This window comes from Oerskovia gallyi (assembly GCF_014836745.1).
Taxonomy (GTDB): Bacteria; Actinomycetota; Actinomycetes; order Actinomycetales; family Cellulomonadaceae; genus Oerskovia; species Oerskovia paurometabola.
Map to the genome: position 1 here is coordinate 34,002 of NZ_JACSQE010000018.1, position 26,290 is coordinate 60,291.

19 protein-coding genes are annotated in these 26,290 nt (G+C 72.4%); 6 read left to right on the forward strand and 13 right to left on the reverse strand.

The window, feature by feature from the left end; all coding sequences use genetic code 11:
* Window positions 1-111: 111 nt before the first annotated feature.
* Window positions 112-1,230, reverse strand: a complete 1,119-nt coding sequence (locus H9640_RS18255; RefSeq protein ID WP_225227463.1) for a hypothetical protein — start codon at window positions 1,228-1,230, stop codon at window positions 112-114.
* 81 nt (window positions 1,231-1,311) lie between these two features.
* Here H9640_RS18255 and H9640_RS18260 point away from each other — a divergent pair, with 81 nt between their 5' ends.
* Window positions 1,312-2,301 (forward strand): dihydrodipicolinate synthase family protein, encoded by a 990-nt coding sequence (locus tag H9640_RS18260; RefSeq protein ID WP_191792197.1) that lies wholly within the window; start codon window positions 1,312-1,314, stop codon window positions 2,299-2,301.
* Window positions 2,302-2,326: 25 nt separating this feature from the next.
* Here the strand turns inward: H9640_RS18260 and ligA are convergent, their stop codons facing one another.
* Together ligA and adhE are read right to left on the reverse strand one after the other, a co-directional pair.
* A complete protein-coding gene (ligA, locus tag H9640_RS18265) occupies window positions 2,327-4,849 on the reverse strand; it encodes an NAD-dependent DNA ligase LigA (protein WP_404821906.1) in 2,523 nt (840 codons plus the stop codon).
* Window positions 4,850-5,192: 343 nt separating this feature from the next.
* Window positions 5,193-7,922 carry a bifunctional acetaldehyde-CoA/alcohol dehydrogenase gene (gene adhE / locus H9640_RS18270; protein ID WP_191792198.1) on the reverse strand — a complete coding sequence of 910 codons (2,730 nt, stop codon included), beginning with the start codon at window positions 7,920-7,922 and terminating at the stop codon, window positions 5,193-5,195.
* Between the two features lie 189 nt (window positions 7,923-8,111).
* Here adhE and H9640_RS18275 point away from each other — a divergent pair, with 189 nt between their 5' ends.
* Window positions 8,112-10,292, forward strand: a complete 2,181-nt coding sequence (locus tag H9640_RS18275; protein WP_191792199.1) for a prolyl oligopeptidase family serine peptidase — start codon at window positions 8,112-8,114, stop codon at window positions 10,290-10,292.
* 103 nt (window positions 10,293-10,395) lie between these two features.
* On the opposite strand, the gene H9640_RS18280 is transcribed toward H9640_RS18275, so the two are convergent.
* The 6 genes from H9640_RS18280 to H9640_RS18305 all read right to left on the reverse strand — a co-directional run bounded on the left by H9640_RS18280 (window position 10,396) and on the right by H9640_RS18305 (window position 17,264).
* Window positions 10,396-12,873 (reverse strand): glycoside hydrolase family 65 protein, encoded by a 2,478-nt coding sequence (locus H9640_RS18280; protein ID WP_191792200.1) that lies wholly within the window; start codon window positions 12,871-12,873, stop codon window positions 10,396-10,398.
* Complete coding sequence (locus H9640_RS18285) at window positions 12,873-13,613, reverse strand: HAD family hydrolase (protein WP_191792201.1); 741 nt, start codon at window positions 13,611-13,613, stop codon at window positions 12,873-12,875. The genes H9640_RS18280 and H9640_RS18285 overlap by 1 nt, the downstream gene beginning before the upstream one ends.
* Before the next feature lie 195 nt (window positions 13,614-13,808).
* Window positions 13,809-14,999 (reverse strand): ABC transporter permease, encoded by a 1,191-nt coding sequence (locus H9640_RS18290; protein ID WP_191792202.1) that lies wholly within the window; start codon window positions 14,997-14,999, stop codon window positions 13,809-13,811.
* Window positions 14,996-15,685, reverse strand: a complete 690-nt coding sequence (locus H9640_RS18295; RefSeq protein ID WP_204809613.1) for an ABC transporter ATP-binding protein — start codon at window positions 15,683-15,685, stop codon at window positions 14,996-14,998. Before H9640_RS18295 ends, H9640_RS18290 begins: the two co-directional genes overlap by 4 nt.
* Entirely contained in the window at window positions 15,682-16,785 is a 1,104-nt protein-coding gene (locus H9640_RS19805; protein WP_191792203.1) for an efflux RND transporter periplasmic adaptor subunit, read from the reverse strand. Before H9640_RS19805 ends, H9640_RS18295 begins: the two co-directional genes overlap by 4 nt.
* Window positions 16,782-17,264, reverse strand: coding sequence for a hypothetical protein (locus tag H9640_RS18305; protein ID WP_191792204.1), 483 nt, complete (start codon window positions 17,262-17,264; stop codon window positions 16,782-16,784). Before H9640_RS18305 ends, H9640_RS19805 begins: the two co-directional genes overlap by 4 nt.
* A gap of 189 nt (window positions 17,265-17,453) precedes the next feature.
* Here H9640_RS18305 and H9640_RS18310 point away from each other — a divergent pair, with 189 nt between their 5' ends.
* Together H9640_RS18310 and H9640_RS18315 are read left to right on the forward strand one after the other, a co-directional pair.
* On the forward strand, window positions 17,454-18,116 hold the full coding sequence (locus H9640_RS18310) for a response regulator transcription factor (protein WP_191792205.1): 663 nt from the start codon (window positions 17,454-17,456) through the stop codon (window positions 18,114-18,116).
* On the forward strand, window positions 18,109-19,377 hold the full coding sequence (locus tag H9640_RS18315; RefSeq protein WP_191792206.1) for a sensor histidine kinase: 1,269 nt from the start codon (window positions 18,109-18,111) through the stop codon (window positions 19,375-19,377). The genes H9640_RS18310 and H9640_RS18315 overlap by 8 nt, the downstream gene beginning before the upstream one ends.
* Before the next feature lie 98 nt (window positions 19,378-19,475).
* Here H9640_RS18315 and H9640_RS18320 read toward each other — a convergent pair whose 3' ends face one another.
* Window positions 19,476-20,540, reverse strand: a complete 1,065-nt coding sequence (locus H9640_RS18320; RefSeq protein WP_191792207.1) for a uroporphyrinogen decarboxylase/cobalamine-independent methonine synthase family protein — start codon at window positions 20,538-20,540, stop codon at window positions 19,476-19,478.
* 244 nt (window positions 20,541-20,784) lie between these two features.
* Here H9640_RS18320 and H9640_RS18325 point away from each other — a divergent pair, with 244 nt between their 5' ends.
* Window positions 20,785-21,342 (forward strand): ester cyclase, encoded by a 558-nt coding sequence (locus H9640_RS18325; RefSeq protein WP_191792208.1) that lies wholly within the window; start codon window positions 20,785-20,787, stop codon window positions 21,340-21,342.
* Window positions 21,343-21,364: 22 nt separating this feature from the next.
* Here the strand turns inward: H9640_RS18325 and mnmA are convergent, their stop codons facing one another.
* Window positions 21,365-22,621 (reverse strand): tRNA 2-thiouridine(34) synthase MnmA, encoded by a 1,257-nt coding sequence (gene mnmA / locus H9640_RS18330; RefSeq protein WP_191792209.1) that lies wholly within the window; start codon window positions 22,619-22,621, stop codon window positions 21,365-21,367.
* Window positions 22,618-23,886: a cysteine desulfurase family protein gene (locus H9640_RS18335; RefSeq protein ID WP_191792210.1), complete on the reverse strand. Its 1,269-nt coding sequence runs from the start codon at window positions 23,884-23,886 to the stop codon at window positions 22,618-22,620. The genes mnmA and H9640_RS18335 overlap by 4 nt, the downstream gene beginning before the upstream one ends.
* Before the next feature lie 257 nt (window positions 23,887-24,143).
* Here H9640_RS18335 and H9640_RS18340 point away from each other — a divergent pair, with 257 nt between their 5' ends.
* Window positions 24,144-25,217: a phosphotransferase gene (locus H9640_RS18340; RefSeq protein ID WP_191792211.1), complete on the forward strand. Its 1,074-nt coding sequence runs from the start codon at window positions 24,144-24,146 to the stop codon at window positions 25,215-25,217.
* Window positions 25,218-25,305: 88 nt separating this feature from the next.
* On the opposite strand, the gene H9640_RS18345 is transcribed toward H9640_RS18340, so the two are convergent.
* Window positions 25,306-26,283, reverse strand: a complete 978-nt coding sequence (locus H9640_RS18345) for an electron transfer flavoprotein subunit alpha/FixB family protein (protein WP_191792212.1) — start codon at window positions 26,281-26,283, stop codon at window positions 25,306-25,308.
* Window positions 26,284-26,290 lie beyond the last annotated feature (7 nt).

Sequence of the window (26,290 nt, forward strand, 5' to 3'; positions counted from 1 at the left end):
CGACCGGGCGACGACCCGGGGCGGCGACCGTTCGTGCTCCCGACGGCGCCACGCACCGGAGCGAGCCGGTCACCGACGTGCGCTGCGACGTCGGGCATGCGCCGCGCGCTCCTACCAGGCGCGCGCGACCGCCGTGTGGACATCGAGCAGCGGGCCCGTGCGCTCGCTCGGGCCACGACCGAACCCGCACTCGGTCCCCACGCCGATCTCCCGGCCCAGCACCTGGGCCGCGGCCGCGAGGCGACGCTGCGCGCCCTCGACGCCGTCCTCGTGGTGCACCACGCCGAGGTAGAGCTCGGTCGCAGGATCGATCGTGAGGTCCGCGAGCGGCGCGACGTACTCCACGTCGTCGCGCTCGATCGGCACGGGCAGGTGGAACCACGCGATCTCGCGCGTCACGGTCGCGGCCAGGCCGTTCGCGACCTCGACCAGGCGGCGCGTGTCGGACGGCTCCACGAAGTGCTTCTCGGCGACGTCCCCGTAGCAGAGGTGGAAGCCGAGCTCGACGTCCGCGGGCACCGTGGAGGCCACGCGTGCGGCGCGCGCGACACAGCCCGAGAGCACCTCGTCGGAGTCGATCGCGAACCACGCCTGGGCCGGTCCGGCCCCGAGGTTCGCGCCCTCGACCAGCGCGAACTCGCTCGCGAGGTCGAGCTGGATCGCGAGGTCGCCCGCAGGGACCGCTGCGACGATCGCCTCGATCTCGCGCAGCATCGCGGCCTCGTAGGCGGGGTACACGACCTCGCGCGCCTCGGGGACCACGAACGCCACGACAGGGGCGAGCGGAGTGGGCAGGCACACCTGGAAGCGCGTGGTCGCGGGGATCACGCCCTGCGCGCGCAGCCGCACGAACTCCGCGTACGACGCCGTCGCGGCGGCCGCGTAGCCCAGCTCCCCGAAGACCAGCTCGTCCGCCGGGACCGAGCCGTCGAGCACGTGGGGACGGACGTCGAACCCGGCGACGACCACGGGCTCGATCGGCAACCGTGCCAGCCCGGGTACGGCGTCGAAGCGCGCGCCCTGGAAGAGGATCCAGTGGAAGCGCTCGCCCACCTCGCCGTCGGGGATGCGCCGGAGGTGGGTACCCGCGTGGGCAGCGACCGTGCGGAACGTGTCCTCGGCCGTGGGGAGGTTCACGGAGCCGACGAGGTGCGCGCCGCGCACCTGGGCGGCTGCCTGCGGGTCGTCGTCGTGCGGGGAGGGCCGGGTCGCGGAGGTCGCCTGAGTCATGACCGCATCGTAGACGTGGGTACCACTTCACGGGCCGGGCTGTTCATCCCTCGGCAGACGGCCTGTGGCACCATCTCGGGGATGACCTCCCCGACGCCCTTCACCGGGCTGCTCGCCTACCCGATCACGCCGCTGGGCGCCGACGGACTTCCCGCACTGGGCACGCTGACGCGCGTCGTCCAGGACGCGGTCCGCGCCGGGGCCGACGGCGTCACGGTCCTCGCGTCGTCGGGTGCGGGCACGTCGTTCGCACCCGAGGAGCGCGCTGCCGTGGTGGGCGCCGCGGTCCGGGCGGCGCACGACGCCGGCCCCGGTCCCTCGGGGCAGCACGTCCCGGTGCACGTCGCGGTCGCGGCCCCCTCGACCACCGAGGTCGTGCGGCACGCGGTCGCGGCGCAGGCCGGCGGCGCCCACGGGCTGGTCCTGACCCCGTTCGCCTACACCCCGCTCGTCGACGCCGAGGTCGTGGCCCTGTTCGAGACCGTGGCCGCCGAGACCGACCTCCCCGTGTGCTTCTACAACCGGCCCGTCCAGAACGGGTACGACGTGACGCCCGAGGTGCTGGCCCACCTCGCCCGCACCACCAGGCTCCGGGGGCTCAAGGACCCGGCCGGACGGACGGACGTGGGCGCCCGGCTGGACGCCGTCCGTGCCGCGGTCGCGCGCGAACCGTTCGCCGTAGGCCTGAGCGGCGACCTCGCGATGACCGAGGGGGCCTTCACGACCCTGCCTGCGAGCGACGCCTGGCACACCGGGGTCGCGGCCCTCGTGCCCGACGAGTACGTCGTGATGCGCCGCGCGCACGTCGACCGCCGGCCCCTCGACGCGGTCGTGGAGCGGTCCTGGCTCCTGGCCCTCGTCCGCGAGCTCGGACGGCTGCGGCCCGTCGCAGGACTCCACGCGCTCGCCGGGCTGCTCGGCGTGCCGACCGGTCCGCCGCGGGGGCCCGTCCTGGCGACACCGCCCGAGCAGACCGCAGGGCTGCGGGCCGTGCTGGCCCGCCGGCCGGCTGCGGTGCCGGGTTCCCGGGTGCCGAGTCCCGCGGACACCGGGACCGGCACCGCGAGGTAGACCCCTGCCAGCCCCGTGCGGGCCGTCAGTCGGCCGTCGGCCCCACTGTGTCCTCGGTGTCCTCGGTGACCTCGGTGTCCTCCGTGACCTCGGAGCCCGAGCCCTCCGGCTCCGAGTCCTCGGGCTCCGGCGCGTCCCCGACCGCCGCCGGTCCGCCCGCGAGGAGCGCCACGAACCCGGCCTCGTCGAGGATGCGCAGGCCCAGGTCCCTGGCCTTGGTCTCCTTCGAGCCCGCGTTCTCCCCCACGACGACGTAGTCGGTCTTCTTGGAGACCGACCCCGAGGCCTTGCCGCCCGCGGTGAGGATCGCCTCCTTGGCGCCGTCGCGCGAGAACCCTTCGAGGCCTCCCGTGACCACGACCGTCAGGCCAGCGAGCGGGCCGGTCGGCTGCTGGCGCGCACCGGGGCCGGGGTGCCCCGGGGTCTCGAACCGGACCCCGTCCCGCTGCCAGGTCTCGACGATCTCCCGGTGCCAGCCCACCTCGAACCAGGCGAGCACCTCGTCGGCGATGACCGGTCCGACGCCCTCGACCGCGGCGAGCTCGTCGCGGCTCGCGGCCCGGACCGCGTCGAGCGACCCGAACCACTCCGCGAGGGCCCGGGCGGCGACCGGCCCGACGTGCCGGATGTTGAGGCTCACGAGGATGCGCCACAGGTCCTTGGTCTTCGCGATCCGCAGCTCGTCCACGAGCGTCTGCGCCGTGGTCGACGGGCCGTACACCGGGAAGTCCTTGCGGACTCCTGCGGCCCGGCGCTCGGCGGGGGTCGCGTCCTCGAACCCCGGCGGGTAGGTACGGGCGGCGACCTTCTGGAACGGTCGGACGACCTTGGCCAGCAGCACCGAGCCGTCGGACATCTCCACCTCGCCCGACTCGCCCACCCCTTCGAACGGCCGGGGCAGCCCGGTCTCCGGGTCGCGGACGACGACGCGGATCGGGGCGAGCTGGTCGACCGTGAGACCGAACAGGTTCTTCTCGGTGCGCAGCGGCGGCTCGGCGGGCTCGTAGGGCTGCGTGAGCGCGGCCGCGGTGACCTCGCCCAGCGCCTCGATGTCGAGGCCGCCGCGCGAGCCGATGTGCTCGACCCTCCCGCGGACCTGCGCCGGGCAGCTCTCCGCGTTGGGGCAGCGCAGGTCGACGTCCCCCTCCTTCATGGGGCGCAGCGGTGTCCCGCACTCGGGGCACTCGGCCGGCATGACGAACTCCGTACGCTGCACGCCGTCCTCGCGCAGCGCGACGACCGGCCCGAGGATCTCCGGGATGACGTCCCCCGCCTTGCGCAGCACCACGACGTCCCCGATCAGCACGCCCTTGGCGCGCACGACGTCCTGGTTGTGCAACGTCGCCTGACGCACCGTGCTCCCCGCGACGAGCACGGGCTCCATGACGGCGTACGGGGTTGCTCGGCCGGTCCGCCCGACCCCGACCTGGATCGCGAGCAGGCGCGTGTTGACCTCCTCGGGCGGGTACTTGTACGCGATGGCCCACCGGGGCGCGCGGCTCGTGGCCCCGAGGCGGCGCTGGAGCGCCAGCTCGTCGACCTTGACGACGATCCCGTCGAGCTCGTGCTCGATGTCGTGGCGGTGCTCGCCGAAGTACGCGATCATCTCCTGCACGCCCGCGAGCCCGTCGACGACGCGGTTGTGCGGCGAGACGGGGATGCCCCACTGCTCGAACAGCGCGTAGGCGTCCGACTGGCGCGCGAGCTCGGCGTGCTCCCCCTCGTCCCACTGGAGCGCCCCGACGCCGTGCGCGTACATGCGCAGGTTGCGGCTCGCGGTCACGGCCGGGTCCTTCTGACGCAGGGAGCCTGCCGCGGTGTTGCGCGGGTTCGCGTACGGCGCCTGCCCGGCCGCGACGAGCGCCTCGTTGAGGGCCGCGAAGTCCTCGACCCCGAGGAAGACCTCGCCCCGTACCTCGATCACCGCGGGATGCGAGGCCGGGTCACCGGCGAGCTGCTGGGGGATGCTCGTGATGGTGCGGACGTTGGCCGTGACGTCCTCGCCCGTGCGCCCGTCGCCGCGCGTCGCGGCCCGCACGAGCCGCCCCCGCTCGTACAGCAGCGCGATCGCGAGGCCGTCGATCTTGACCTCGCACAGGTACTCCACGGGGGCCTCCGGCGAGACGCCCAGGTCCCGGTGCACGCGCGCGGCCCACGCGGCGAGGTCCTCCTCGGAGAACGCGTTGTCGAGCGAGAGCATGCGCTCGAGGTGCTCGACCGTCGCGAAGCCTGTCGCGGCGCGCCCGCCGACCCGCTGCGTGGGCGACTCGGGGGTCTGGAGCGCGGGGTGCGCCGCCTCGAGCTCCTCGAGCTCGCGCATGCGCGCGTCGTACTCGGCGTCCGACGACACGGGGGCGTCGGCCTCGTAGTAGGCCCGCTGGTCGGCCTCGACCTGGGCGACCAGCTCGGCCCAGCGGCGCTGGGCACCGGCCTCGTCCAGCGCCGGGGCGGCATCGGGGGCGACAGCGGTGTCGGAGGCGGCGGTCGCGAGGGCCGTGCTCGTGCTGTCGGGGCTGGCTGCGGGGTGCGGCGGGGTGGCGTCGTTCACGTGCCCATCATCGCTCGCCCCACCCACAGCCGCCTGCCCCGGTGGCGGCGCGTCCCGCCCGACGGCGGCGCTCGCCCCTGCCCACCGGCGCACCCGGGAGCTCGGGCCGGACGCACCAGGCGCGCTCCGCCGTCGGACCTTCGCGTGCCCGGACGCCGAGCAGCGCCCCCGCGCTGGAGGACGCGGGGGCGCTGCGAGCGGGACCGAGGCCAAGGGGGATGCCTCGGGCCCGTGGTGAGTGGCGCCACCCGGCAGGACGCGCCACCCGACCGTGACCCGTACCGCTCGGGTCGTCGTGCGGGCTACCGGCGTCCGGGCTGCTTCCCGGACGCCGGTGCCCGGATCACTTCGAGGGCTCGTCCGCGGCGGGGGCCGCGGCCTTCTTCTCGGCAGTCCTGCGGGCTGCCTCCTCGGTGGCCTTGCGCTCGGCGCGGACCTCTTCGCGGGTCGTGCCGTAGTACGCCGCGACCATGATGTCCTTCATGTCCTCGAGCATCGGCAGACGCGGGTTCGCGGGGGCGCACTGGTCCTCGTAGGCCCGCATCGACAGGGCGTCGAGGCCTCCGATGAACTCGCGCTCCGAGACGCCCTGCTCCTTGAACGAGCGCTCGATCCCGACCTTGGCGCGCAGCTCCTCGACGGCCCGGGCGTAGGACTCGACGGCCTGCTCGGGCGTCGAGGCCGGCAGGCCAAGGTGCTTGGCGATCTGCTGGTAGCGCTCGTGCGCGATGTACTTCTCGGCCTTGGGCCAGCCCGTGACCTTGGTCGGGATCTGCCCGTTGTAGCGGATCGCGTGCGGCAGGAAGATCGCGTTCGTGCGGCCGTGGACCAGGCCGAACGTCGAGCCGACCGTGTGGGCCATCGCGTGGACGATCCCGAGGAACGCGCTGCCGAACGCCATGCCGGCGATCGTGGCCGCGTTGTGCATCTTCTCGCGGGCCTCGGGGGCTGCCGCCCCCTGCGTGACGGAGGCCTCGATGTGCTCGAAGACCAGCTTGATCGCGTGCAGCGCCAGACCGTCGGTGAAGTCGTTCGCGTAGACCGACACGTAGGCCTCGGTCGCGTGCGTCAGGGCGTCGAAGCCCGAGTCCGCCGCGAGCTTCGCGGGCATCGTCGCGGTCAGGACCGGGTCGATGATCGCGACCGACGGGGTCAGCGCGTAGTCGGCGAGGGGGTACTTGTACCCGGTCGCGTGGTCGGTGATGACCGCGAACGGCGTGACCTCCGAGCCCGTGCCCGACGACGTCGGGATGCAGACCAGCTTGGCGAGGTCGCCCAGGGTCGGGAACTTGAACGCGCGCTTGCGGACGTCGAAGAACTTCTCGCGCAGGTCCGAGAACGCCATCTCCGGGTGCTCGTACTTGAGCCACATGACCTTCGCGGCGTCCATGGGCGACCCGCCGCCGATCGCGACGATCGTGTCGGGCTTGAAGTCGCGCATCATCTCCGCGCCCTTCTCGACCGTCTCGACGCTGGGCTCGGGCTCGACCTGGTCCATGATCTGGATCGAGACCTTGTTGGGCCGGCGGTTCAGGACGTCGAGGACCTTGTCGACGATCCCGATCTGGCTCATGACCTTGTCCGTGACGATGGTGACGCGCTCGACGTCGGGCATCTGGGTCAGGTACTGGATCGAGTTCGGCTCGAAGTACGTCTTCGGCGGGATCTTGAACCACTGCATGTTGTTGTTACGACGTCCGATCCGCTTGACGTTGACGAGGTTGACGGCCGACACGTTGTTCGACACCGAGTTGTGCCCGTACGAGCCGCACCCGAGGGTCAGCGACGGGATCAGCGCGTTGTAGATGTCGCCGATGCCGCCCAGCGCGGAGGGCTGGTTCCACAGGATGCGGACGGCCTTGACGCGCTGGCCGAACTCCTCCGCGATGTCCTTGTCCTCGGTGTGGATCGCGCCCGAGTGGCCCAGGCCGTCGAACTCGACCATCTGCTCGGCGAGCGAGATGCCGTGGTCGGTCGACTCGGCGCGCAGCACCGCGAGGACGGGGCTGAGCTTCTCGCGCGTCAGGGGCTCGGCGGGGCCGACCTGGCTGCACTCCGCGAGGATGATCGAGGTGTCGTCGGGGACCGAGAATCCTGCCTGCTCCGCGATCCACTGGGGGCTCTTGCCGACGATCGTGGCGTTGAGCTTGGCACCGGCGCAGTTCGCCCCGCCTGCCTCGACGCCGAAGATGAAGCGCTCGAGCATCGCCTTCTCCTCGGGGTTCGCGAGGTAGGCGTGCATGTGGGCGAACTCGGCGAGAGCCGCGTCGTAGATCTCGGCGTCGAGGATGACGGCCTGCTCCGAGGCGCACACCATGCCGTTGTCGAAGCCCTTGGACAGGACCACGTCGTTGACGGCGCGGCCGAGCTTGGCGGTCTTCTCGATGTAGGCGGGGACGTTGCCCGCACCGACGCCGAGGGCCGGCTTGCCCGCCGAGTAGGCGGCACGGACCATGGCGTTGCCGCCCGTGGCGAGGATCAGCGAGACGCCGTCGTTGTTCATGAGTGCCGACGTGGCCTCGAGCGAGGGCTGCTCGACCCACTGGATGCAGTCCTCGGGGGCGCCTTCGGCCACGGCGGCGTCCCGCACGATGCGGGCTGCGGCGACCGAGCACTTCTGGGCGCTGGGGTGGAACGCGAAGATGATGGGGTTGCGCGTCTTGAGCGCGATGAGCGACTTGAAGATCGCGGTCGAGGTCGGGTTGGTGACGGGGGTGATGCCCGCGACCACGCCGACCGGCTCGGCGATCTCGACGATGCCCGTGAGCTCGTCGCGCCCGATGACGCCGACCGTCTTGAGGTTGGCCATCGAGTTCGGCACGTGCTCGCACGCGAAGATGTTCTTGGTGGCCTTGTCCTCGAAGACGCCGCGCCCGGTCTCGGAGACCGCGAGCTGCGCGAGGCGGCCGTGCTCGTGGAGCGCCGCGACGGACGCCTTCTTCACGATGCGGTCGATGTCCTCCTGGGTGAAGGCGTCGTACTGCTTGAGCGCCTTGAGGCCACGGTCGACGAGGGCGTCGATCTCGGTGACTCCGGCGGGGGCCTTCACGGGGGCCTTGCTCGTGCTGCTCACGTTGCTCCTCCAGTGACCCGAGCGGCCGGGTCTGCGTGGTGTCTTTCCCTTGCTTGTGAATACTTTCACAAGGTACGGATAGATGCAAGTGATGTTCGATGGTGATCTCGGACGAGCCTCCCCCGCCCCCGCTCTCCCCTGGCATCTATGCATGCCCGGTCCCGCGGATCGGTCGCCTAGTGTGTTGGCATGAGTGCTGAGAACGTCGTGACCGACCCACCCACCGGACAGCCGACCACGCCGCACGACCCGTACCTGTGGCTCGAGGAGGTCGAGGGCCGCGAGGCGCTCACCTGGGTCCAGGGCCGCAACGCCGAGACCGCCGCGACGATCGAGGCCACGAGCGAGTTCGCCGCGACCGAGCAGTCGATCCGCGAGGTCCTCGACTCGGACGACAAGATCCCGGACGTCTCGAAGATCGGCGAGCACTACTACAACTTCTGGCGCGACGCGCAGCACGAGCGCGGCGTCTGGCGCCGCACGACGCTCGACTCGTACCGCACCCAGCACCCCGAGTGGGAGCTCGTGCTCGACCTCGACGCGCTGGGCGAGGCCGAGGGGCAGAGCTGGGTCTGGCACGGTGCGAGCGTCCTGCGTCCCGCCCCCGGCGGCGAGTGGCGCCACGCCCTGGTCGACCTGTCGCCCGGCGGCTCCGACGCCGACGTGACCCGCGAGTTCGACCTCGTCACCAAGCAGTTCGTCGCCCCCGAGGACGGCGGGTTCTTCCGCGAGGAGTCCAAGGGCGGGCTCGGGTGGATCGACGCCGACACGGTGTACGTCTTCACGGACTTCGGGCCGGGCTCGATGACCCCCTCGGGATACCCCCGGATCGTCAAGCGCTGGCGCCGCGGCACCCCGGTCACCGAGGCGACGGTCGTGTACGAGGGCGAGCCCGAGGACATGTACATCTTCGGCTGGCGCACCCACTCGCCCGGGTTCGAGCGCGACTTCGTCGGCCGCTCGATCGCGTTCTACGACAGCGAGACCTACCTCGTCCAGGACGCGGGCACGCCCGACGAGCACCTCGTCAAGATCGACGTCCCGCGCTCGGCCGAGGTCGGCGTCAAGCGCGAGTGGATGCTCGTCGAGCTGCGCGACGACTGGACGGTCGGCGGCACCACCTACCTCGCGGGGTCGTTGCTCGCGACCCGCTTCGAGGACTTCCTCGCCGGGGCGCGCGGCTTCACGGTCCTGTTCGAGCCCACGCCCACGACGTCGCTCGCCGGGGCCACGTGGACCGCGCACCATCTCGTGGTCAACGTCCTGGAGGACGTCAAGAACCGCCTCCACGTGCTGACGCCGCCCTCGTCGGGCACGGAAGCGGACGCCGACGCGCAGGGCCGTGGATGGACCCGCAGCGAGCTGCCCGGCCTGCCGACCATCGGCACGGTCGTCGTGGGTGCGGTCGACTCCGAGGAGAGCGACGACGTCTGGCTCGTGACGACCGACTACCTCACGCCCTCGACGCTCTCGCTCCTGACGGTCGGCGCGGGCACCGAGCCCGAGGTGCTCAAGTCGAGCCCCACCTTCTTCGACGCCGCGGGCCTGGTCATCGACCAGCACTTCGCGGTGTCCGACGACGGCACGCGCGTCCCGTACTTCGTCGTCGGGCGTGAGGAGCTCGTCCGCCCGGAGGCCGCCGGCGCCGCCGCCGGGACGGACGACGCCCCCGTGGGCGCCGCACCCACGCTGCTCTACGGCTACGGCGGCTTCGAGGTCTCGCTCACCCCTGGCTACTCGGGCGGGCTCGGACGGGCCTGGCTCGCCGACGGCGGCGTGTACGTCGTCGCGAACATCCGCGGCGGCGGCGAGTACGGCCCGTCGTGGCACCAGGCCGCCCTCAAGGCCAAGCGGCACAAGGCCTACGAGGACTTCGCGGCCGTCGCGCGCGACCTCGTCGCCCGCGGCATCACGACCCCCGAGCACCTCGGTATGGAGGGACGCTCCAACGGTGGGCTCCTCGCGGGCAACATGCTCACCCAGTACCCCGAGCTCTTCGGCGCCGTGATCGTGGGAGTCCCGCTGCTCGACATGCTGCGCTACACCCACCTGCTCGCGGGGGCGTCGTGGGCCGCCGAGTACGGCGACCCGGACGACCCCGAGCAGTGGGAGTTCATCAAGACGTTCTCGCCGTACCACCTGTTCGACGCCGAGCGCGAGTACCCGCCGGTGCTCTTCACGACGTCGACCAAGGACGACCGGGTCCACCCCGGGCACGCCCGCAAGCTCGCCGCGAAGATGCTCGCGGCCGGCAAGGACGTGACGTACTACGAGAACGTCGAGGGCGGGCACGGCGGCGCCGCGAACAACGCCCAGGCCGCGCACATGTCCGCGATCCACTACCGCTTCCTGCGCGAGCAGCTCGGCTGACGCCGGGCGACCGTTCGTCCGCACGACGCACGCGCAGACGCACGGAGGGCGGGCTCCCCCGGGAACCCGCCCTCCGTGCGTCTCCGGACGACCGACCCGCGACCTACGAGTGAGGCACCGTGGCCGTGATGAGCGTGCCGTCCTCGCGACGGTTGCCAGTCAGGTCCCGCAGGCTCGGCACTCCCTGACGGACGGGCCCCTGCCCGTCGAGGGCCACTGTCACGGGCTCGCCCGCGGCGACCCGCACGGTCTCGCCGCGCACCAGCACCTCGGCGCTCTCGCCCGTCTCGCACACGAGCGTGATCGCGTCGGACGTGACCGTGACCTTCAGCCGCGCCCCGCGCAGCGTGACGCGGAACGTCAGCGACTCCCACGACTGCGGCAGGCGCGGGTCGAAGCTGATGCGACCGCAGTCGTCACGCATGCCGCCGAACCCGAACGCGAGCGCCGACCAGGTCCCGCCGGCCGAGGCGACGTGCACGCCGTCGGACGCGTTGGCGTGACGGTTCTCCAGGTCGACCAGCAGCGACGACGTGAAGTACTCGAGCGCGAGCTCGTGGTAGCCGACCTCGGCCGCGATGATCGACTGGACCACGCCTGAGAGCGTCGAGTCCCCCGTGGTCAGCGGGTCGTAGTACTCGAAGTCGGCCAGCTTCTCCTCGGGCGTGAACTCGGCCCCCTGGAGGAACAGCGCGAGGACGACGTCCGCCTGCTTGAGCACCTGGTAGCGGTAGATGACGAGCGGGTGGTAGTGCAGCAGCAGGGGCCGCTTGTCCGCAGGTGTCGCCGCGAGGTTCCAGATCTCGCGCTCGAGGAAGTGCGAGTCCTGCGGGTGGATGCCCAGGTGCTCGGCGTACGGGATCGACATGCGCTCGGCCGCGTGCTCCCACTCCGCCGTCTCCTCCTGCGAGACCCCGAGCCGGATCGCGAGCCGCTCGTACTCGTGCGGCGCGTCGCGTCGCATGATCTGGAGCGTCTCGGCCGCGACGCGCAGGTTGAAGCGCGCCATGACGTTGGTGAAGAGGTTGTCGTTCACGACCGTCGTGTACTCGTCGGGGCCCGTGACGCCGTGGATGTGGAAGTGGTCGTCCCCGTTGGCCCGCCAGAAGCCGAGGTCGGCCCACATGCGCGCGGTCTCCACGAGGATGTCGACACCCTCGCGCTCCAGGAAGTCCTGGTCCCCCGTCGCCCGCACGTACTGCATGAGGGCATAGGTCACGTCGGCGTCGATGTGGTACTGCGCGGTGCCCGCGGCGTAGTAGGCCGAGGCCTCCTCGCCGTTGATCGTCCGCCACGGGAACAGCGCACCCTCCTGCGAGAGCTGCCCGGCGCGGCGGCGGGCGGCGTCGAGCATCTGGTAGCGGAAGCGCAGCGCGTTGCGCGCGTACCGCGGGCTCGTGTACGTCAGGAACGGGAGCACGTAGATCTCGGTGTCCCAGAAGTAGTGGCCGCCGTACCCCGTGCCCGTGAGGCCCTTGGCGGGGACACCGTTGCCCTCGGCGCGGGCCGTGGCCTGCGCGAGCTGGTAGATGTTCCACCGCACGGCCTGCTGGATCTCGGGCTGACCCGGGATCTCGACGTCGGAGCGCGCCCAGAACTCGTCGAGGAACTCGCGCTGCTCGGCGTGCTGGAACGCGATGCCCTCGTCGCGCACGCGGTCGAGCGTGCGGCGGCACCGGTCGATGAGCTCGCGCGCGGGCACCCCGCGGGACGTGTGGTAGGCCACGGTCTTGGTGAGACGGACCGGCTTCCCCGGTTCGGCCTGGACCCGGTAGACGTGCTTGGCCAGGTCCTCGTCCACCTGGGTGCGCACGTCGTACGTGTTCTCCGTGACCAGGTCGTCGTCCGCGGCGACCGCGATCGTCATGCCCGAGTTGGTGCAGCGGTAGGACAGCACGAGGCGCTCGTCGTCCCCCCACTGGGCCTGCGGCTGCAGGACGCGCTCGGTGAACTGGTTCGCCTTGCGGGGGTCGAAGCCCTGGCCCATGGCGGCCGACGGGACGTGGTACTCGTCCTGCCCGTCCTGCCGGTTGAGGATCTGGGACGAGATCGCGATGGGGGCCGGGTCGTCCAGCATCGTGACCTCGAACGTGATGACGGCCAGGTGCCGCTCGACGAACGAGACCATGCGCTCGGACTTCACCAGGACGCGCTTGCCCGACGGCGTGCGCCACAACAGCTCGCGCCGCAGCACGCCGTCGGCCATGTCGAGCGACCGCTCGTAGGAGACGAGGTCAGCGACGGGCAGCAGGAGCGGCTCGTCGTCGACGTAGAGCCGGATGATCTTGACGTCCGGGACGTTGACGATGGTCTGCCCGACCTCGGCGAACCCGTACGCCTCCTCGGCGTGGTGGATGCGCCACGTCTCGTGGAAGCCGTTGATGAACGTGCCCTGCGTGTGGGACTCGCGCCCCTCCTCGACGTTCCCCCGCATGCCGAGGTACCCGTTGCCGACCGAGAAGAGGGTCTCGGTGACCCCGAGGTCGTGCGCCGAGTAGCGGTTCTCGGTGAGCCGCCACGGGTCCGCCGGGAAGCGGCTGCGGTCGACGGTGCCGTCGAAGCCGTGCTCGAACCCGGCCATCAGCGGGCCTCCTCGTGCGCGGGGCGGTCCAGGACCGTCGCGTCGAGCTCGCCCAGGTCGGACACGACCACGTCGGCGCCGTGCTCGGTCAGGGCGTCGGCCCCGACCCCGCGGTCCACCCCGACGACGAGCCCGAAGTCACCGGCTGCACCCGCCTGGACACCCGAGATCGCGTCCTCGACCACGATCGCGGCGGTCGTCGGGACGCCCAGGAGCTGGGCCGCGTACTCGTAGGTCGCGGGCGAGGGCTTGCCGTCGAGTCCCTCCGCGGCCGCGACGGCACCGTCGACGACGACCTCGAAACGGTCCGCGATCCCCGCGGCCGCCAGGACCGACGGGGCGTTGCGCGACGACGAGACGACCGCGACGAGCGCCCCGGCCGCGGTCACGGCGTCGAGGAACGCGATCGAGCCCGGGTACGGGTCGATGCCCTCCCGGGCGAACATCGCGTTGACGATCTCGTTCTTCTTGTTGCCCAGCGCGCAGACCGTGCCCTCCCCGGGGGCGTCGTCGATCGTTCCCCACGGCAGCTCGATCCCGCGCGAGGCGAGCATCGTGGCGACCCCGTCGAAGCGGGGCTTGCCGTCGATGTGCGCGAAGTAGTCCGCCGAGGTGTACGGCGCGACCCCGCGCTCGTCGCACAACGGCGCGAACAGGCGTTCCCAGGCGCGCATGTGGACCTCGGCGGTCGGTGTGAGGACACCGTCGAGGTCGAAGAGGACGGCGTGCAGAGCGGGCATCGCGCTCCTTCGGGAGAGTGGACGGACGAGGGAGCGCCGCGAGTTCGGCACCTCGCTCCGAGCCTACGCACCAGGGGGCGCCTGGGCGAAAACGGCGACGGGAGGCGTGTCCCCGGCCCCCTGCCTGCCGCGAGGACGAGACGTGCCCCCTGCGCGCGCCGGAAGCTCTGCACGCGGGGGGCACGTCGGCAGACCTCAGCTGCTCAGTGCCGCGGTCGGCGAGGTGCGGGACGCGCGCACGGCGGGCAGGACGCCCGCGACCGCCCCCACGAGGATCGTGACGACGACCCCCAGCACGGGGACCTCGGGGGGGATCGCGAGGCTCCACCCGTTCGTCCTGGCGACGACGGCCGTGATGACCCATCCGAGGACGGCGCCCGCGACCCCACCGAGGGCCGAGAGCAGCATCGCCTCGAAGAGGAACTGCACCCGGATGTGCTCGCGCGTGGCGCCCAGGGAGCGCCGCAGACCGATCTCCTGACGACGTTCCAGGACCGAGATGACCATGGTGTTGGCCACCCCGATCCCACCGACGAGCAGGGCGATCGAGCCCACCCCGACCAGGAGCCCGGTGAAGGCCTGGTCGACCGTGTTCTTCGCGGCGAGGGCGTCCGAGGGGCGGCTGACCTGCACCTGGCTCGGCGACTCGGGGTGGATCGTCGGCGGCAGGAGCTTGCGCACCTGGGCGACGCTCGCCTCGGTGGACCGTTCGTAGATCGTCGTCGGCGCGCCGTCGTGCTCGAACAGGCCAGCGGCGATCGGTTCGCCGACGAGTGCCGTCGAGTCGAGCTCCGGGGCGAGGGGCGACGACTCGAGGATGCCCACGACGGTGAACGGGTGACCGCCCACCCACACGAGGCTGCCCACCGTGCCGATCCCGAGGCGCTCGGCCGTCCCGCGGCCGAGGACGACCGCCGGGTACTGCGCGGTCGACTCGTTGAGCCACGACCCGTGCATGATCCGGGCACCGGTCGCCTCGAGCAGGTCGAGGTCGGCGGCCGCCACGGTCAACCCTCCGGTGCGGCCCGGATCGACCTCGGAGCTGCGGAAGATCGTGATCGTGTCGAGCGTACCGATCGAGCTCACGTGCAGGACGTCCGGGATGCGCCGCACGAGCGCGACGGCGTCCGGCGGGAGGGGCGCGTCCTGGCCGAGGACGTCCGTGCCGGCCGTGACCGTGAGCAGGTTGGTGCCCAGCGCGGACAGCTTGTCCTTGATGAGCGCCTGGCTCGAGGTCGAGATGCCGATCACGGAGATCATGGCGGCGATACCGATCGCGATGCCCAAGGACGAGAGGATCGCGCGCATGGGGCGGGCGCGCAGCCCGTGCAGGCCGAGGCTGAAGAGGTCGCCGGGCCGGAGCCTGGAACGGCGGTCGAGGCTCATCGGCTGTCCTCCCGGTCGTCGGAGAGGATCCTGCCGTCGCGGATGCGGACCTGCCGGGGCAGGCGGTCGGCGAGCTCCTGGTCGTGGGTGATGACCACGACCGTGGTCCCGGACCTGTTCAGGTCGTGGAGGATCTCGACGACGCCCTCGCCGGAGGCGGTGTCGAGGCTGCCGGTCGGCTCGTCCGCCAGGAGCAGGCGAGGTTCGCCGACGACGGCGCGCGCGATCGCGACGCGCTGGCGCTCTCCGCCCGACATCTGCCGCGGGTGGTGGTGCAACCGTGCGCCGAGGCCCACGCGTTCGAGAGCAGTGCGCGCCCGGCGACGGCGCTCGCGGGGCGCCAGGCCGGTGTACAGCAGACCGGTGGCGACGTTGTCGAGAGCCGTGACGCCGTCGGACAGGTGGAACTGCTGGAAGATGAACCCGATCGTGTAGGCCCGCAAGGCCGAGAGGCTCGCGTCGCTCATGGCGGTCACGTCGTTCCCGGCGATCCTGGTCGCGCCCGAGGACGCGCGGTCCAGGGACCCGATGATGTTGAGCATGGTCGACTTGCCGGACCCGCTCGGGCCGACGATCGCGACCATCTCACCCTCGTCGATCCTCAGGGTGACCCCACCGAGCGCGACCGTCGGTGGTGACCCGTAGGTGCGGGTCACGTCCTCCAGGTCGATGATCGCTGTGCTCACTTGGCCACCACGATCGTGTCGCCCACCTCGAGGTCGCCCCCGGTCACCTCGACCAGGCCGTTGGCGAACGTCCCGAGCTCGACAGGCACGAGCTGGGTGCTGTCGCCGGCCGAGGTCTCGACGGCGAAGCCGCCCCCCGGCTGCGCGAGCAGGGCCAGGACGGGCACGGTCAGCACGTCGGTCGCGCGGGTCCGGGTGAGCAGGAGCGTGACGGCGACGTTGTCGAGAGACTCGGCCGCAGCCGGGTCGTCGAGCGTGAGGGTCACGGGCACCTTGAGCGTCTTGCCGTCGCCGCCCTCCTGCTCGACCGGTGCCCCCACCTCGGCGACCGTTCCCGTCGTGGAGACGCCTCCCGGGAGGGTGATCGCCACGTTGGTGCCGACGGGGGCGACGGGGGCCTGTGCCTGGTCGAGGAAGGCCTGGACCTGCTTGTCCGGTCCCGTGACGGAGAGGATCTCGGGACCGGCGGTGTCGCCCACCTGCGCCTTGTGCGACTGCACGCGGACGTCGACGAGCGAGAAGACGACCCGGCCCAGATCGATCGTGCCGGTCTGCTCGACCTTCAGCGACTTCTGCCACTTCTTGATCGCGGCCGTCGTGCTCTCGCTGAACGTGGAGTCGGGCTTCGCGACGAAGAAGCCCAGCTGGGCGAGGTTCTGCTCGAGCTGGAGGACGTCGTTCCCCGGGGACATCCCGGCGGTGAACGTGCGCCAGGCGGGCAGGGTCCCTCGCAGCAGGGTCACGGGGAGGTCGTCGATCCGGAACAGCTCCTGGCCCACGGTGACCACCGTGCCCGGTGCGGGAAGCCCGGTGATCACCCCGGTGAGCTCGGTCCCCAGGTCGCGTTGCGCGTTGTGGGCCAAGGTGCCCTGGGTCCGGACCTGCTCCGTGAGGTCACCGCGGGTCACGCTCACGGTCTCGAGCTCGAGCCGGGTGCTCGTGGGGTCGGGGGCCGCGGGCGGACGCGTGAGAGCGACCACGCCGACGACGGCCGCGACGGCCGCGAGGGCGCCGAGGGTCGTCAGGATCCAGCGTCGTGCTCGATGAGGGCGGGCGGTGGTGGTCGCCGAGGACTGGTCAGTGGTGGTGGGAGCGCTCACTGGACGGCTTCCTGGCTCTTGGCGTAGCAGGTGTCGACGACGTCGGGGTCGATCTCAGGACCGAGCGCCTCGCTCATGCCCGATCCCTTGACGGGGTCGGGGTAGTCGTAGCCGGCCTCGCGCATGCACGCGGCGAAGGCCAGCTGGGCCTCGAACATCTCGTCCTCGGACGGCATGTTCTCGTCGACAGGGGCCTCGCCGATGTCGTCGATGCAGGCCGTGTACGCGGTGTCGAAAGCCGCCGACTCCTCGCTCGTCATCGACGGCGTGGCGCCACCCCCCTCGCTCATGGCGACGAGGTCGTAGCCGGCGTCGAGCATGCAGTCGTCGACGTCCTGCCGCCACTCCTCGATGGTCATCTTGGGGGCTCCCGTGTCGAGCTCCGGGTCGGAGTCCGCAGCGGGGGAGCAGGCGGAGACCGCGAGGAGCAGGCCCGTCCCGAGGACTGCGGTGAGGGAACGGATGGTCGTCGTGCGCACAGTGGTGTCCTTTCGTCGCGTCGAGGTCGGGCGACCTGACGTGCTGCGCCGATCTCATCAAGCCCTTGGTTGCGGAAAAGTAAGGTCCGCGCCTTACCTCGACGCAACCTTCTCCGTGGTCTCCTGGGGGAGATGGATCGGCGGGGCGCCGCGAACGGGCTTCCCGAGCGAAGGAAGGTGGACACGCACGTGCGAGTGCTGATCGTGGAGGACGAGGAGTACCTGGCCGACGCCGTCCGGGCGCGTCTGGCCATGGAGGCGATCGCGGCCGACGTGGCCCCGGACGGCGACGCGGCGCTCCTCGCCGTCGAGCTGTGCGACTACGACGTGGTGCTGCTCGACCGGGACATCCCCGGTGTGCACGGGGACGAGGTCTGTCGGCGCCTGGCGGCCGACCCTGCCGCGCCCGCGGTGCTGATGCTCACGGCAGCGGGGACCCTCGACGACCGTGTGGACGGGCTCGGCCTCGGCGCCGACGACTACCTGTCCAAGCCGTTCGAGTTCCCCGAGCTCATCGCCCGGCTCCGCGCCCTCAACCGGCGCAGCTTCACGTCCCGGCCGCCGGTGCTCGAGCGACGCGGAGTCCGCCTGGACCCGTTCCGCCGCGAGGTCACGGTCAGGGGTCGGCGCGTCACCCTGACCCGGAAGGAGTTCGCGGTACTGGAGCTGCTCCTGGCGGCCGACGGAGCCGTGGTCAGCGCGGAGACGCTCCTGGAGAAGGCCTGGGACGAGAACGCCAACCCCTTCACGCACGCCGTCAAGGTGACCCTCAGCACGCTGCGGCGCAAGCTCGGCGACCCGGGAGTCATCGCCACGGTGCCCGGTGCGGGGTACGTGATCAGCGATGACTAGCCCGCGGCCCACCCCGCCGCCGGACCTCGACGGCAGGGAGCCGGAGACGAAGCGCTACCGTCTGACGGTGCGCGCGCGGCTCGCACTGACCTACTCGGCGCTCCTTACGGGGGCGGGCATCGTCCTGCTCGCGATCGTCTACGTCTTCATGCGCTATGTCCCCACCTACGACTTTGCCACGGCGACGACGGCGTCCACCGACGCGGCCTCGGTCGCCCCCGGGGGCTCGCCGCTCCCCACCGGAGACCCGACGGCACCGGCAGCGGTGGTCGTCCCCGCGTCCGAGCTCCTCGTGACGTCGAGCGAGCAGCTCCTCAACCTCCTGCTCGTGACCTCGATCGTCGTGCTCGTCGTCCTGGCGGTGGTGGGCACCGCGGTGGGCTGGGCGGTGGCGGGCCGGATGCTCCGGCCGTTGCAGGACATCAACTCGGCCGTGCACCGGGCGAGCGAGGGCGACCTGGCGCAGCGGATCCGGTTGTCCGGACCCCGGGACGAGATCTCGGAGCTCGCCGAGAGCTTCGACGAGATGCTCGATCGCCTCGACCGGTCCTTCACGGCCACGCGCCGCTTCGCGGCCAACGCCTCGCACGAGCTGCGGACCCCGCTCGCGACGACCCGGGCCATGCTGGACGTCGCCCTGGCCCAGCACGACGACCCGGAGGAGAGGATCGTGTTCGACCGTCTCCGGGTCATGAACGAGCGGAACATCGAGACCGTGACGGCTCTCCTGGACCTGGCCAGGATCGACTCCTCGCCCCCGCACCTCGAACGGTTCGACCCGGCACGGGTCGTCGCTCAGGTGATCGAGTCGTGCGCCGAGGAGGCGGCGGCCCACGACGTCCGGATCGAGCAGAGCCTGACCGGCACGACGCTCGACGGCGAACCCGTCCTGCTGCGCCAGCTCGTCACCAACCTGGTGCAGAACGGCATCCGGCACAACGTGCCCGGTGGCTTTCTCGCGGTCGATGCCGGGCCCTCCGACCCTCCCGGGGGGTGGGCGATCGAGGTCGTCAGCTCCGGTCCGGTCCTCGACCCCGCGGCGGTCGAGGGCTTCACCGACCCTTTCACCCGAGGAGCGGGGCGCACGAGGGCCACGACGGCGACCGGGCAGGGCCTGGGGCTGTCGATCGTCGCGGCGATCGTCGAGCGTTTCCGTGGTGAGCTCCGGCTCGCACCGCGCCCGGAAGGAGGACTGCGGGCTGTCGTCCTGCTCCCGCCCCCGGTGCGCGCCAGGTCGCAACCCGACGCCACCGGGTCCTGATCCGCCCGCTTCTCCTGCCGGCGCCGGCCTGGCGGGTCACGCCCTCGAAGGTGGAGTCCTCCGCCGCCCGCGCGCGACCCCGGTCCTGCGCCCGACCCTCAGTCCTGCGCCCGCTCCGCGAGCATCTCCGCGACCCGGCCGAGGTTGCCCAGCATCGCGCGGTTCTCGTCGATGCTCCCGAGCCGTTGCCCCGACCCCAGCCCCACTCCCCCCGCACGCGGTGCGGCGAGGAGCGTGACGTCGTCGAGCCCCGACGCCGGGAGGCCGATCCGGCGCCACGGCACCGTCACGAGCGACGCGAGCTCACCGAGGTTCGGCCCCGAGCACTGCGAGACCTTCGCGGGCGGCAGCCCGGCCCAGACCCCGACGCCGCGCTCGACCGCGCGCGCGGCCAGCTCCCAGCCCTTCTCGTCCCAGCCGTCGGCCCGGGCCGCGAGGTCCAGGCCCACGGCGTCGGCACCGGCGAGGACGACGGGAGCGATCCCGACCCACGCGGGCCCCACGTGCACGACGCTGCGCGCACCCCCGTCCCGCACCGCCCCCAGGACCGTCTCGAGGCCCTCCACGATCGCGGGCCCCTCGACCGGCCGCAGGCGGGAGAACCCGGAGAACGTGGGCAGCACGCCCGCGTTGATCTGACCCAGCAGCGGCTCGGAGACCTGCACCACGAGCTCGGCGCCGGGGACCTGTCGTCGCACCTCGTCGAGGTGCGCCCGCACCCCGACGGCGAGCGACGCGGCCAGGTCGGCCCGCGCGCCCAGGTCGGCGAGCACCCTGTCCCCGCGCGCGAGGTACAGCTCGGCCGCGAGCGTCCACGGCCCCACGACCGACACCGCGAGCGGCCCGACGTACCCGTGCCCGGCGATCGCGAGCGCCCCGAGGTCGTCCCGGAGGAAGGCCCTGGCCCGGCGCTCGTCCATGCCGGGCCGGTCCGCGAGCTTCCACCCGTGCGGCCCGACCTCGACGGGCAGGTCCGCGAGCAGGGTCGCGGTGCGGCCCACGCCGTCGGACCCTGGTCCCCGCTGGGGCAGACGCACGAGGAACGGGACGGGCGTGACGCCCGTGGGGACCTCGGCGAGGTCCCCGAAGATCATCTGCTGCGCCTCGAGGACGTCGGTGCCCTCGCCGCCGGGCCACGGCCCGTGGCCGCTGACTGACGTCATGTCCAGGTCTCCTTGCTGTTCGACGTGCTCGACGACCGGCCCCACGGCCCGGCCGGTCCATCAACTGCCTCGACTGCACCGACGGCGTCCGTTCCTCGGACGCTCGCCGGATAACTCACCCGGGCATCACCCGCACGAACTCTTGCGGTGTCCCTCTCTCCGAGTGAAGGCTGATGAGTATGCACCACAGACCGTGACGACGCGGTGGCCGCTGGACCGACCCCGCCGGACGAGCGAGGCGGACATGAGCAGCAGCAGGCACGAGGCGACCGGGACCACCCTTCCCGGCGACCGGGACGAGGCGGACACGACCGCCGCCCACACGACCAACAAGGCGGCCGCGATCGCGGTCCACACGCAGGCCATCCCTGGGAACCACGCCGAGGCGCTCGCGGCGCTCGTCGCCGCCGACTTCCACAACCACGACCCGGCCCCCGGCTGCTCGGGCGGCATCGAGGGGCTCGTCGCGACCATGCACTGGTTCTCGGACGCGTTCTCGGACCAGCGCGTCGAGGTGCTGCACGCGGTCGCCGAGGGCGACCTGGTGGCGCTGCACGTCGCGTTCAGCGCCCGGCACACGGGCTACTTCCGGGGCCTGGCCCCGACGGGCCGTCACTTCACGGTCCGCGAGATGCACATGCTGCGCTTCGTGGACGGGCGCGAGGCCGAGCACTGGGCGGTGCGCGACGACGCGTGGCTCGTGCGCGAGCTCAGCGAGCACCCCGTCGTCCCGACGAGCGCGGTGCTCGCCGCGACGCAGCCCGGTGCCGCGGTGGGGAGCAGCGTCCCGGTCGCGGTGTGACGAGTGGCGCACGGCCGGTCGTTCAGCGGGCGGCGCTCGCCGCGCGCTGCGCCCGGTAGGCGCGCTGCACGGTCGACTGCCCGATCACGCGCGTCCCCTGGTACACGACGAGCGACTGCCCTGCGGCCACGCCGCGCAGCGTCTCACCCGTGAGCTCGACCTCCGTGCGCGCTCCGTCGGCGGCACCGGGCGCCTCACGACCGTCCGCCTGCCCGACGACGGCGCGCACCCGCGCAGGGACCGGCACCCCGTGGGCACGCACCTGGACCGACGCGTCGAACCAGCCGGACACCTGGCCGGCTCCCGCACCGTCGGGCCCGGGCCCGGCAGGGGCCTGCTCCCACCCGGCGGCCGCGAGGACGTCGTCCGCGAGCCACACCGAGCGGTCCCCCTCGATGCGGTCGACCGTGAGCAGCTCTGCCGGACCCACGACGACCCGGTTGGAGACCGGCTCGACCTCGAGCACGTAGCGCGGCTTGCCGTCCGCGGCCGGTCGCCCCAGGGACAGGCCCTTGCGCTGGCCGACCGTGAACGCGTAGGCCCCCTCGTGCTCCCCGAGGACCTCGCCCGAGGTGTCGACGATCTCGCCCGTGCGCGCGCCCAGGCGCGCCTTGAGGAAGCCCTGCGTGTCGCCGTCGGACACGAAGCAGATGTCGTAGGAGTCGGGCTTGTTCGAGACCGACAGGCCTCGCCGCTCGGCCTCGGCACGGACCTCGTCCTTGGACGCGAAGCCGCCGAGCGGGAAGATCGACCGGGCCAGCCGTTCCTGGCCCATCACGGCGAGCACGTACGACTGGTCCTTGGCCTCGTTGGGCGAGCGGTGCAGCTCGCGGACGGTACGGGTCACGGGCTCACCGTCCGTCCCCGGGACCGTGACCTCGCGCGTGAGGACCTGTGCGTAGTGGCCCGTGGCGACCGCGTCGAAACCGAGCGCCGTGGCCTTGTCGAGCAGCGCCTCGAACTTGATGTGCTCGTTGCAGCGCACGCACGGGTTGGGCGTGCGCCCGGCCTCGTACTCGGACAGGAAGTCCGCGACGACCGTGTCCTCGAAGCGCTCCGACAGGTCCCACACGTAGTACGGGATGCCCAGCACGTCGGCGGCGCGGCGCGCGTCGCCCGCGTCCTCGATCGAGCAGCAGCCGCGCGAACCCGCCCGGAACTGCTCGCGGTTGCGCGACAGGGCCATGTGCACGCCGACCACCTCGTGGCCGGCCTCGACGGCCAGGGCCGCCGCGACGGCCGAGTCGACACCGCCGGACATCGCTGCCAGGACTCTCATGCGGACCTCCCTGTCGTGGCGGCCGGGCGCGTCCTCGGGGGCCCGGACCGGGCCGACGACGCCAGCCCGGCGGCCTGGGCGCGCGCCACCACCTGCGGCAGCGCGTCGAGAAGTCGCGCGACGTCGTCGTGCGTCGAGGTCGCCCCGAGCGAGAACCGCAGCGCGCCGCGCGCGTCCTCCTCCGAGACCCCCATCGCGAGCAGGACGTGCGAGGGCTGCGGCACACCCGCCTGGCACGCCGACCCGGTGGACGTCTGCACGCCCGCCGAGTCGAGCAGGTACAGCAACGAGTCGCCCTCGGAGCCGGGGAACGTGAAGTGCGCGTTGCCAGGGAGCCGCAGGGACGGGTCGACCAGCGGGTCGGGGCCGCGCAGCACCGCGTCCGGCACGGCCGCCCGCACACCCCGGACCAGGTCGTCGCGCAACGACGCGAGATGCTCGGACCGCTCGGCGCGAGCACCGACGGCCTCGGTCACCGCGACCGCGAACGACCGGATCGCGGGGGTGTCGAGCGTGCCCGAGCGCACGCCACGCTCCTGCCCACCGCCGTGCAGCACCGGGGTCAGGGGCAGCCCGCGCTTGGCGATCAGCGCACCGACACCCATGGGTCCGCCGAGCTTGTGGCCCGTGAGCGTCAGGGCGTCGAGGCCGCTCTCAGCGAAGTCGACCGGCACCTGCCCGACGGCCTGCACCGCGTCGGAGTGCACGGGGATGCCGTAGGGACGGGCGATCTGCACGACCTCGTGGACAGGCTGGATCGTCCCGACCTCGTTGTTCGCCCACATGACCGAGATGAGCGCGACCTCGTCCCCCTTGGCCGCGAGCTCGGCGCGCAGGGCGTCGAGGTCGAGCCTGCCGTCGACGTCGACGGGTAGCAGGACGATCTCCGCGCCCGTGTGCTCGGCCATCCAGAAGGCCGGGTCGAGCACCGCGTGGTGCTCGACGGCCGAGACCAGGATGCGGCGACGGTGCGGCTCGGTGGTCCGTCGACCCCAGAACAGGCCCTTGATCGCGAGGTTGTCCGACTCCGTCCCCCCGGCCGTGAAGATCACCTCGCTCGGTCGCGCGCCGAGCGCAGCGGCGACGGCCTCGCGCGACTCCTCGACGACGCGGCGAGCGGCCCGGCCCGCCGCGTGCAGCGAGGACGGGTTGCCGGTCTGGGCGAGCTCCGCGACGAAGGCCTCGAGCGCGGCCGGCGACATGGGGGTCGTGGCGGCGTGGTCGAGGTAGGCGCCGTGCGAGGGCTCGGCGGGCGTGGCGGTCATGAGGCGATCACAGTCGTCCAGTCTACGAAGGTATTCGCGGCCGCCGCCGCCACGGTGCGCACGAGGTCCGTGAGTTCTGTGGAGCATTGCTGGACAGCACAGGAAAAACCGATATCTTGACAGATGCTCGTTCGCCTCCTGGAACCCCGCAGACTGACCGTCGCGCCTCGTCGCACGGCCGGGGTCCGCTCATGAACGGCGACACCTCGACCGCCCCGCCTCCCGTCCCTCCTCACCCCGTGCGAGCGTTCTGCCCCATGCCCGACGACGTCGCGACCTCCCGCGTGGTCCTCTCACCGCAGGATCCGCGAGCCCACGCGAGCGACCGCCTGCGGTGGGCCATGCTGCCCCGTGAGCTCCGCGACGAGATCGAGGCCACGATGGAGGCGCACGTGGTCGAGGAGATCAGCGTCGTGAGCGGCTTCAGCCCTGGCATGGGGTCGTTGCTCCGGCTGTCGACGGGCGGGCAGGTCTTCCTCAAGGCGGCGCGCACGCGCGACGAACGCGAGTGCGCCGACCTGCACCGCGCCGAGGCACGCATCGCGACCCGCCTGCCCTCGACGGTCCCGACGCCGCGCTTCCTGTGGGGCCACGGCGACGGCGACTGGATCGTGCTCGCCTACGAGGCGATCGACGGCTACCCGCCGCAGGTCCCGTGGGAGCCCGCGGTGCTCGCGAGGGTCCTCGACACCCTCGACGACCTGGCACGTGTCCCCGGGGCCCGGCAGATCCCGCTCCCACCGGCCGGACCACAGCTCGCGTCCACCGCGATCGGGTGGGGTCGGATGCTGCGCGAGCCCTGGGAGCCCCTGGGGGCGCTCGCGCCGTGGGCAGCCCGTCGGCTCGCGGCGCTCGCCGAGCTCGAGCTGGGCGTCCTCGTAGCGTGCGAGGGGGAGTCGATCGTCCACGGCGACATGCGCGCGCGGAACCTGACCGTCACGGACGACAGGGTGTACGTCCTCGACTGGCCCTACGCGATGCGTGGGGCCGGGTGGCTGGACCTCGCGCACCTGCTCGTCACGGTCGGCTCGCAGGGCGTCGACGGCGTCTTCGACCCGCCAGAGGTGTGCGTGCCGACCGACGGCTCCCCACCTCTCGTGACCTGGGACGACGCCGAGCGTGCGGGGGCCTGGCTCACCGCGGTGTTCGACGACCACCCCCTCGGCGCCGAGGTGCACCCCGGAGACCTCCGGTCGATCGTCGGCGGGTTCGCGGGCTTCAGCATGGACGCCACGCGCAGACCCGCCCCGCGGTCCGACCCGTGCCGCCCCACGGTGGCCCTCGGGCAGTCGGTCTCGGCCCTCGCCTGGCTGGAGCACCTGGGTCTGTGACCCGCCTCGGTCGCTCGCGACCTCGTCCCCGGACGCACGGACGCCCCGGCGGGCCGAGCCCGCCGGGGCGTCCGTCAGGGTCAGGGGGTCAGCCCTTGTGCTCCCGCAGGACCTGCGCTGCCTGCGGCAGGACCTCGGCGAGGTCGCCCACGACCGCGAAGTCCGCGATCTCGAACAGCGGGCTGTCGGAGTCGTTGTTGACGGCCACGATCACCTGCGAGGCCTGCATGCCGCCACGGTGGTGCGGGGCCCCCGAGATTCCGGCGCCGATGTACAGGCGCGGCGCGATCGTCACTCCCGTCTGGCCGATGAAGGTGTCGAACCAGCCCTCGTAGACCGCGTCGCGCGTCGCGCCGACGGCCGCGCCGAGCACGTCGGCGAGCTCCTCGATCGGCCCGAAGTCGCCGTCGGTGCCGCGACCGCCCGCGACGACCGTCGCGGCCTCGGCGAGCGTGGGGCGCCCACCCTCGACGACCGGCTTCTCCTCACGGGACACGACCGTGACGTTCGTCGCCGACGCCGGTACGTCGACGGGGAACCCGATGACCTCGGTCTGGACCGAGGACTCGGCAGGCTCCGGGACGACGGAGTTGGCGCGCACCGTGAACACGGCCTGCTCGGTGACGACCTCGCACGAGGTGTCCCACGAGCCCGCGAAGACCCGCTTGTAGCCGACGGCCTTGCCGTCCTCGGCGCGGACCGCGGCCGCGTCGATCACGAGGCCGGCGCCCAGCGCGTAGGCGAGCCGGGCGGCGGCCTCCTTGTTGGGGAACGTCGCCGAGAGCAGCACGATGTCCGCGTTCGCGCGGCGCACGGCGGTCTCGAGGGTCGCCGAGACGACCGCCGTGAGGTGCGCGGCGTCCGCGCTCACGGACGTGGGCAGCTCGGCCTGGAGGACCGTGTCGACACCGTAGGCGCCGAGCTGGGCGAGCGTCGTGACGCTCGGGCTGCCGAGCGTCACGGCCTTGGGGCGGCCGAGGCTGCGCGCGATGGTCAGGAGCTCGAGGGCCGCGGAACGCAGCTGCGTCTCCGGGGAGTCGAGCAGGACGAGGACGTTGGTGGTCACGGTGTTC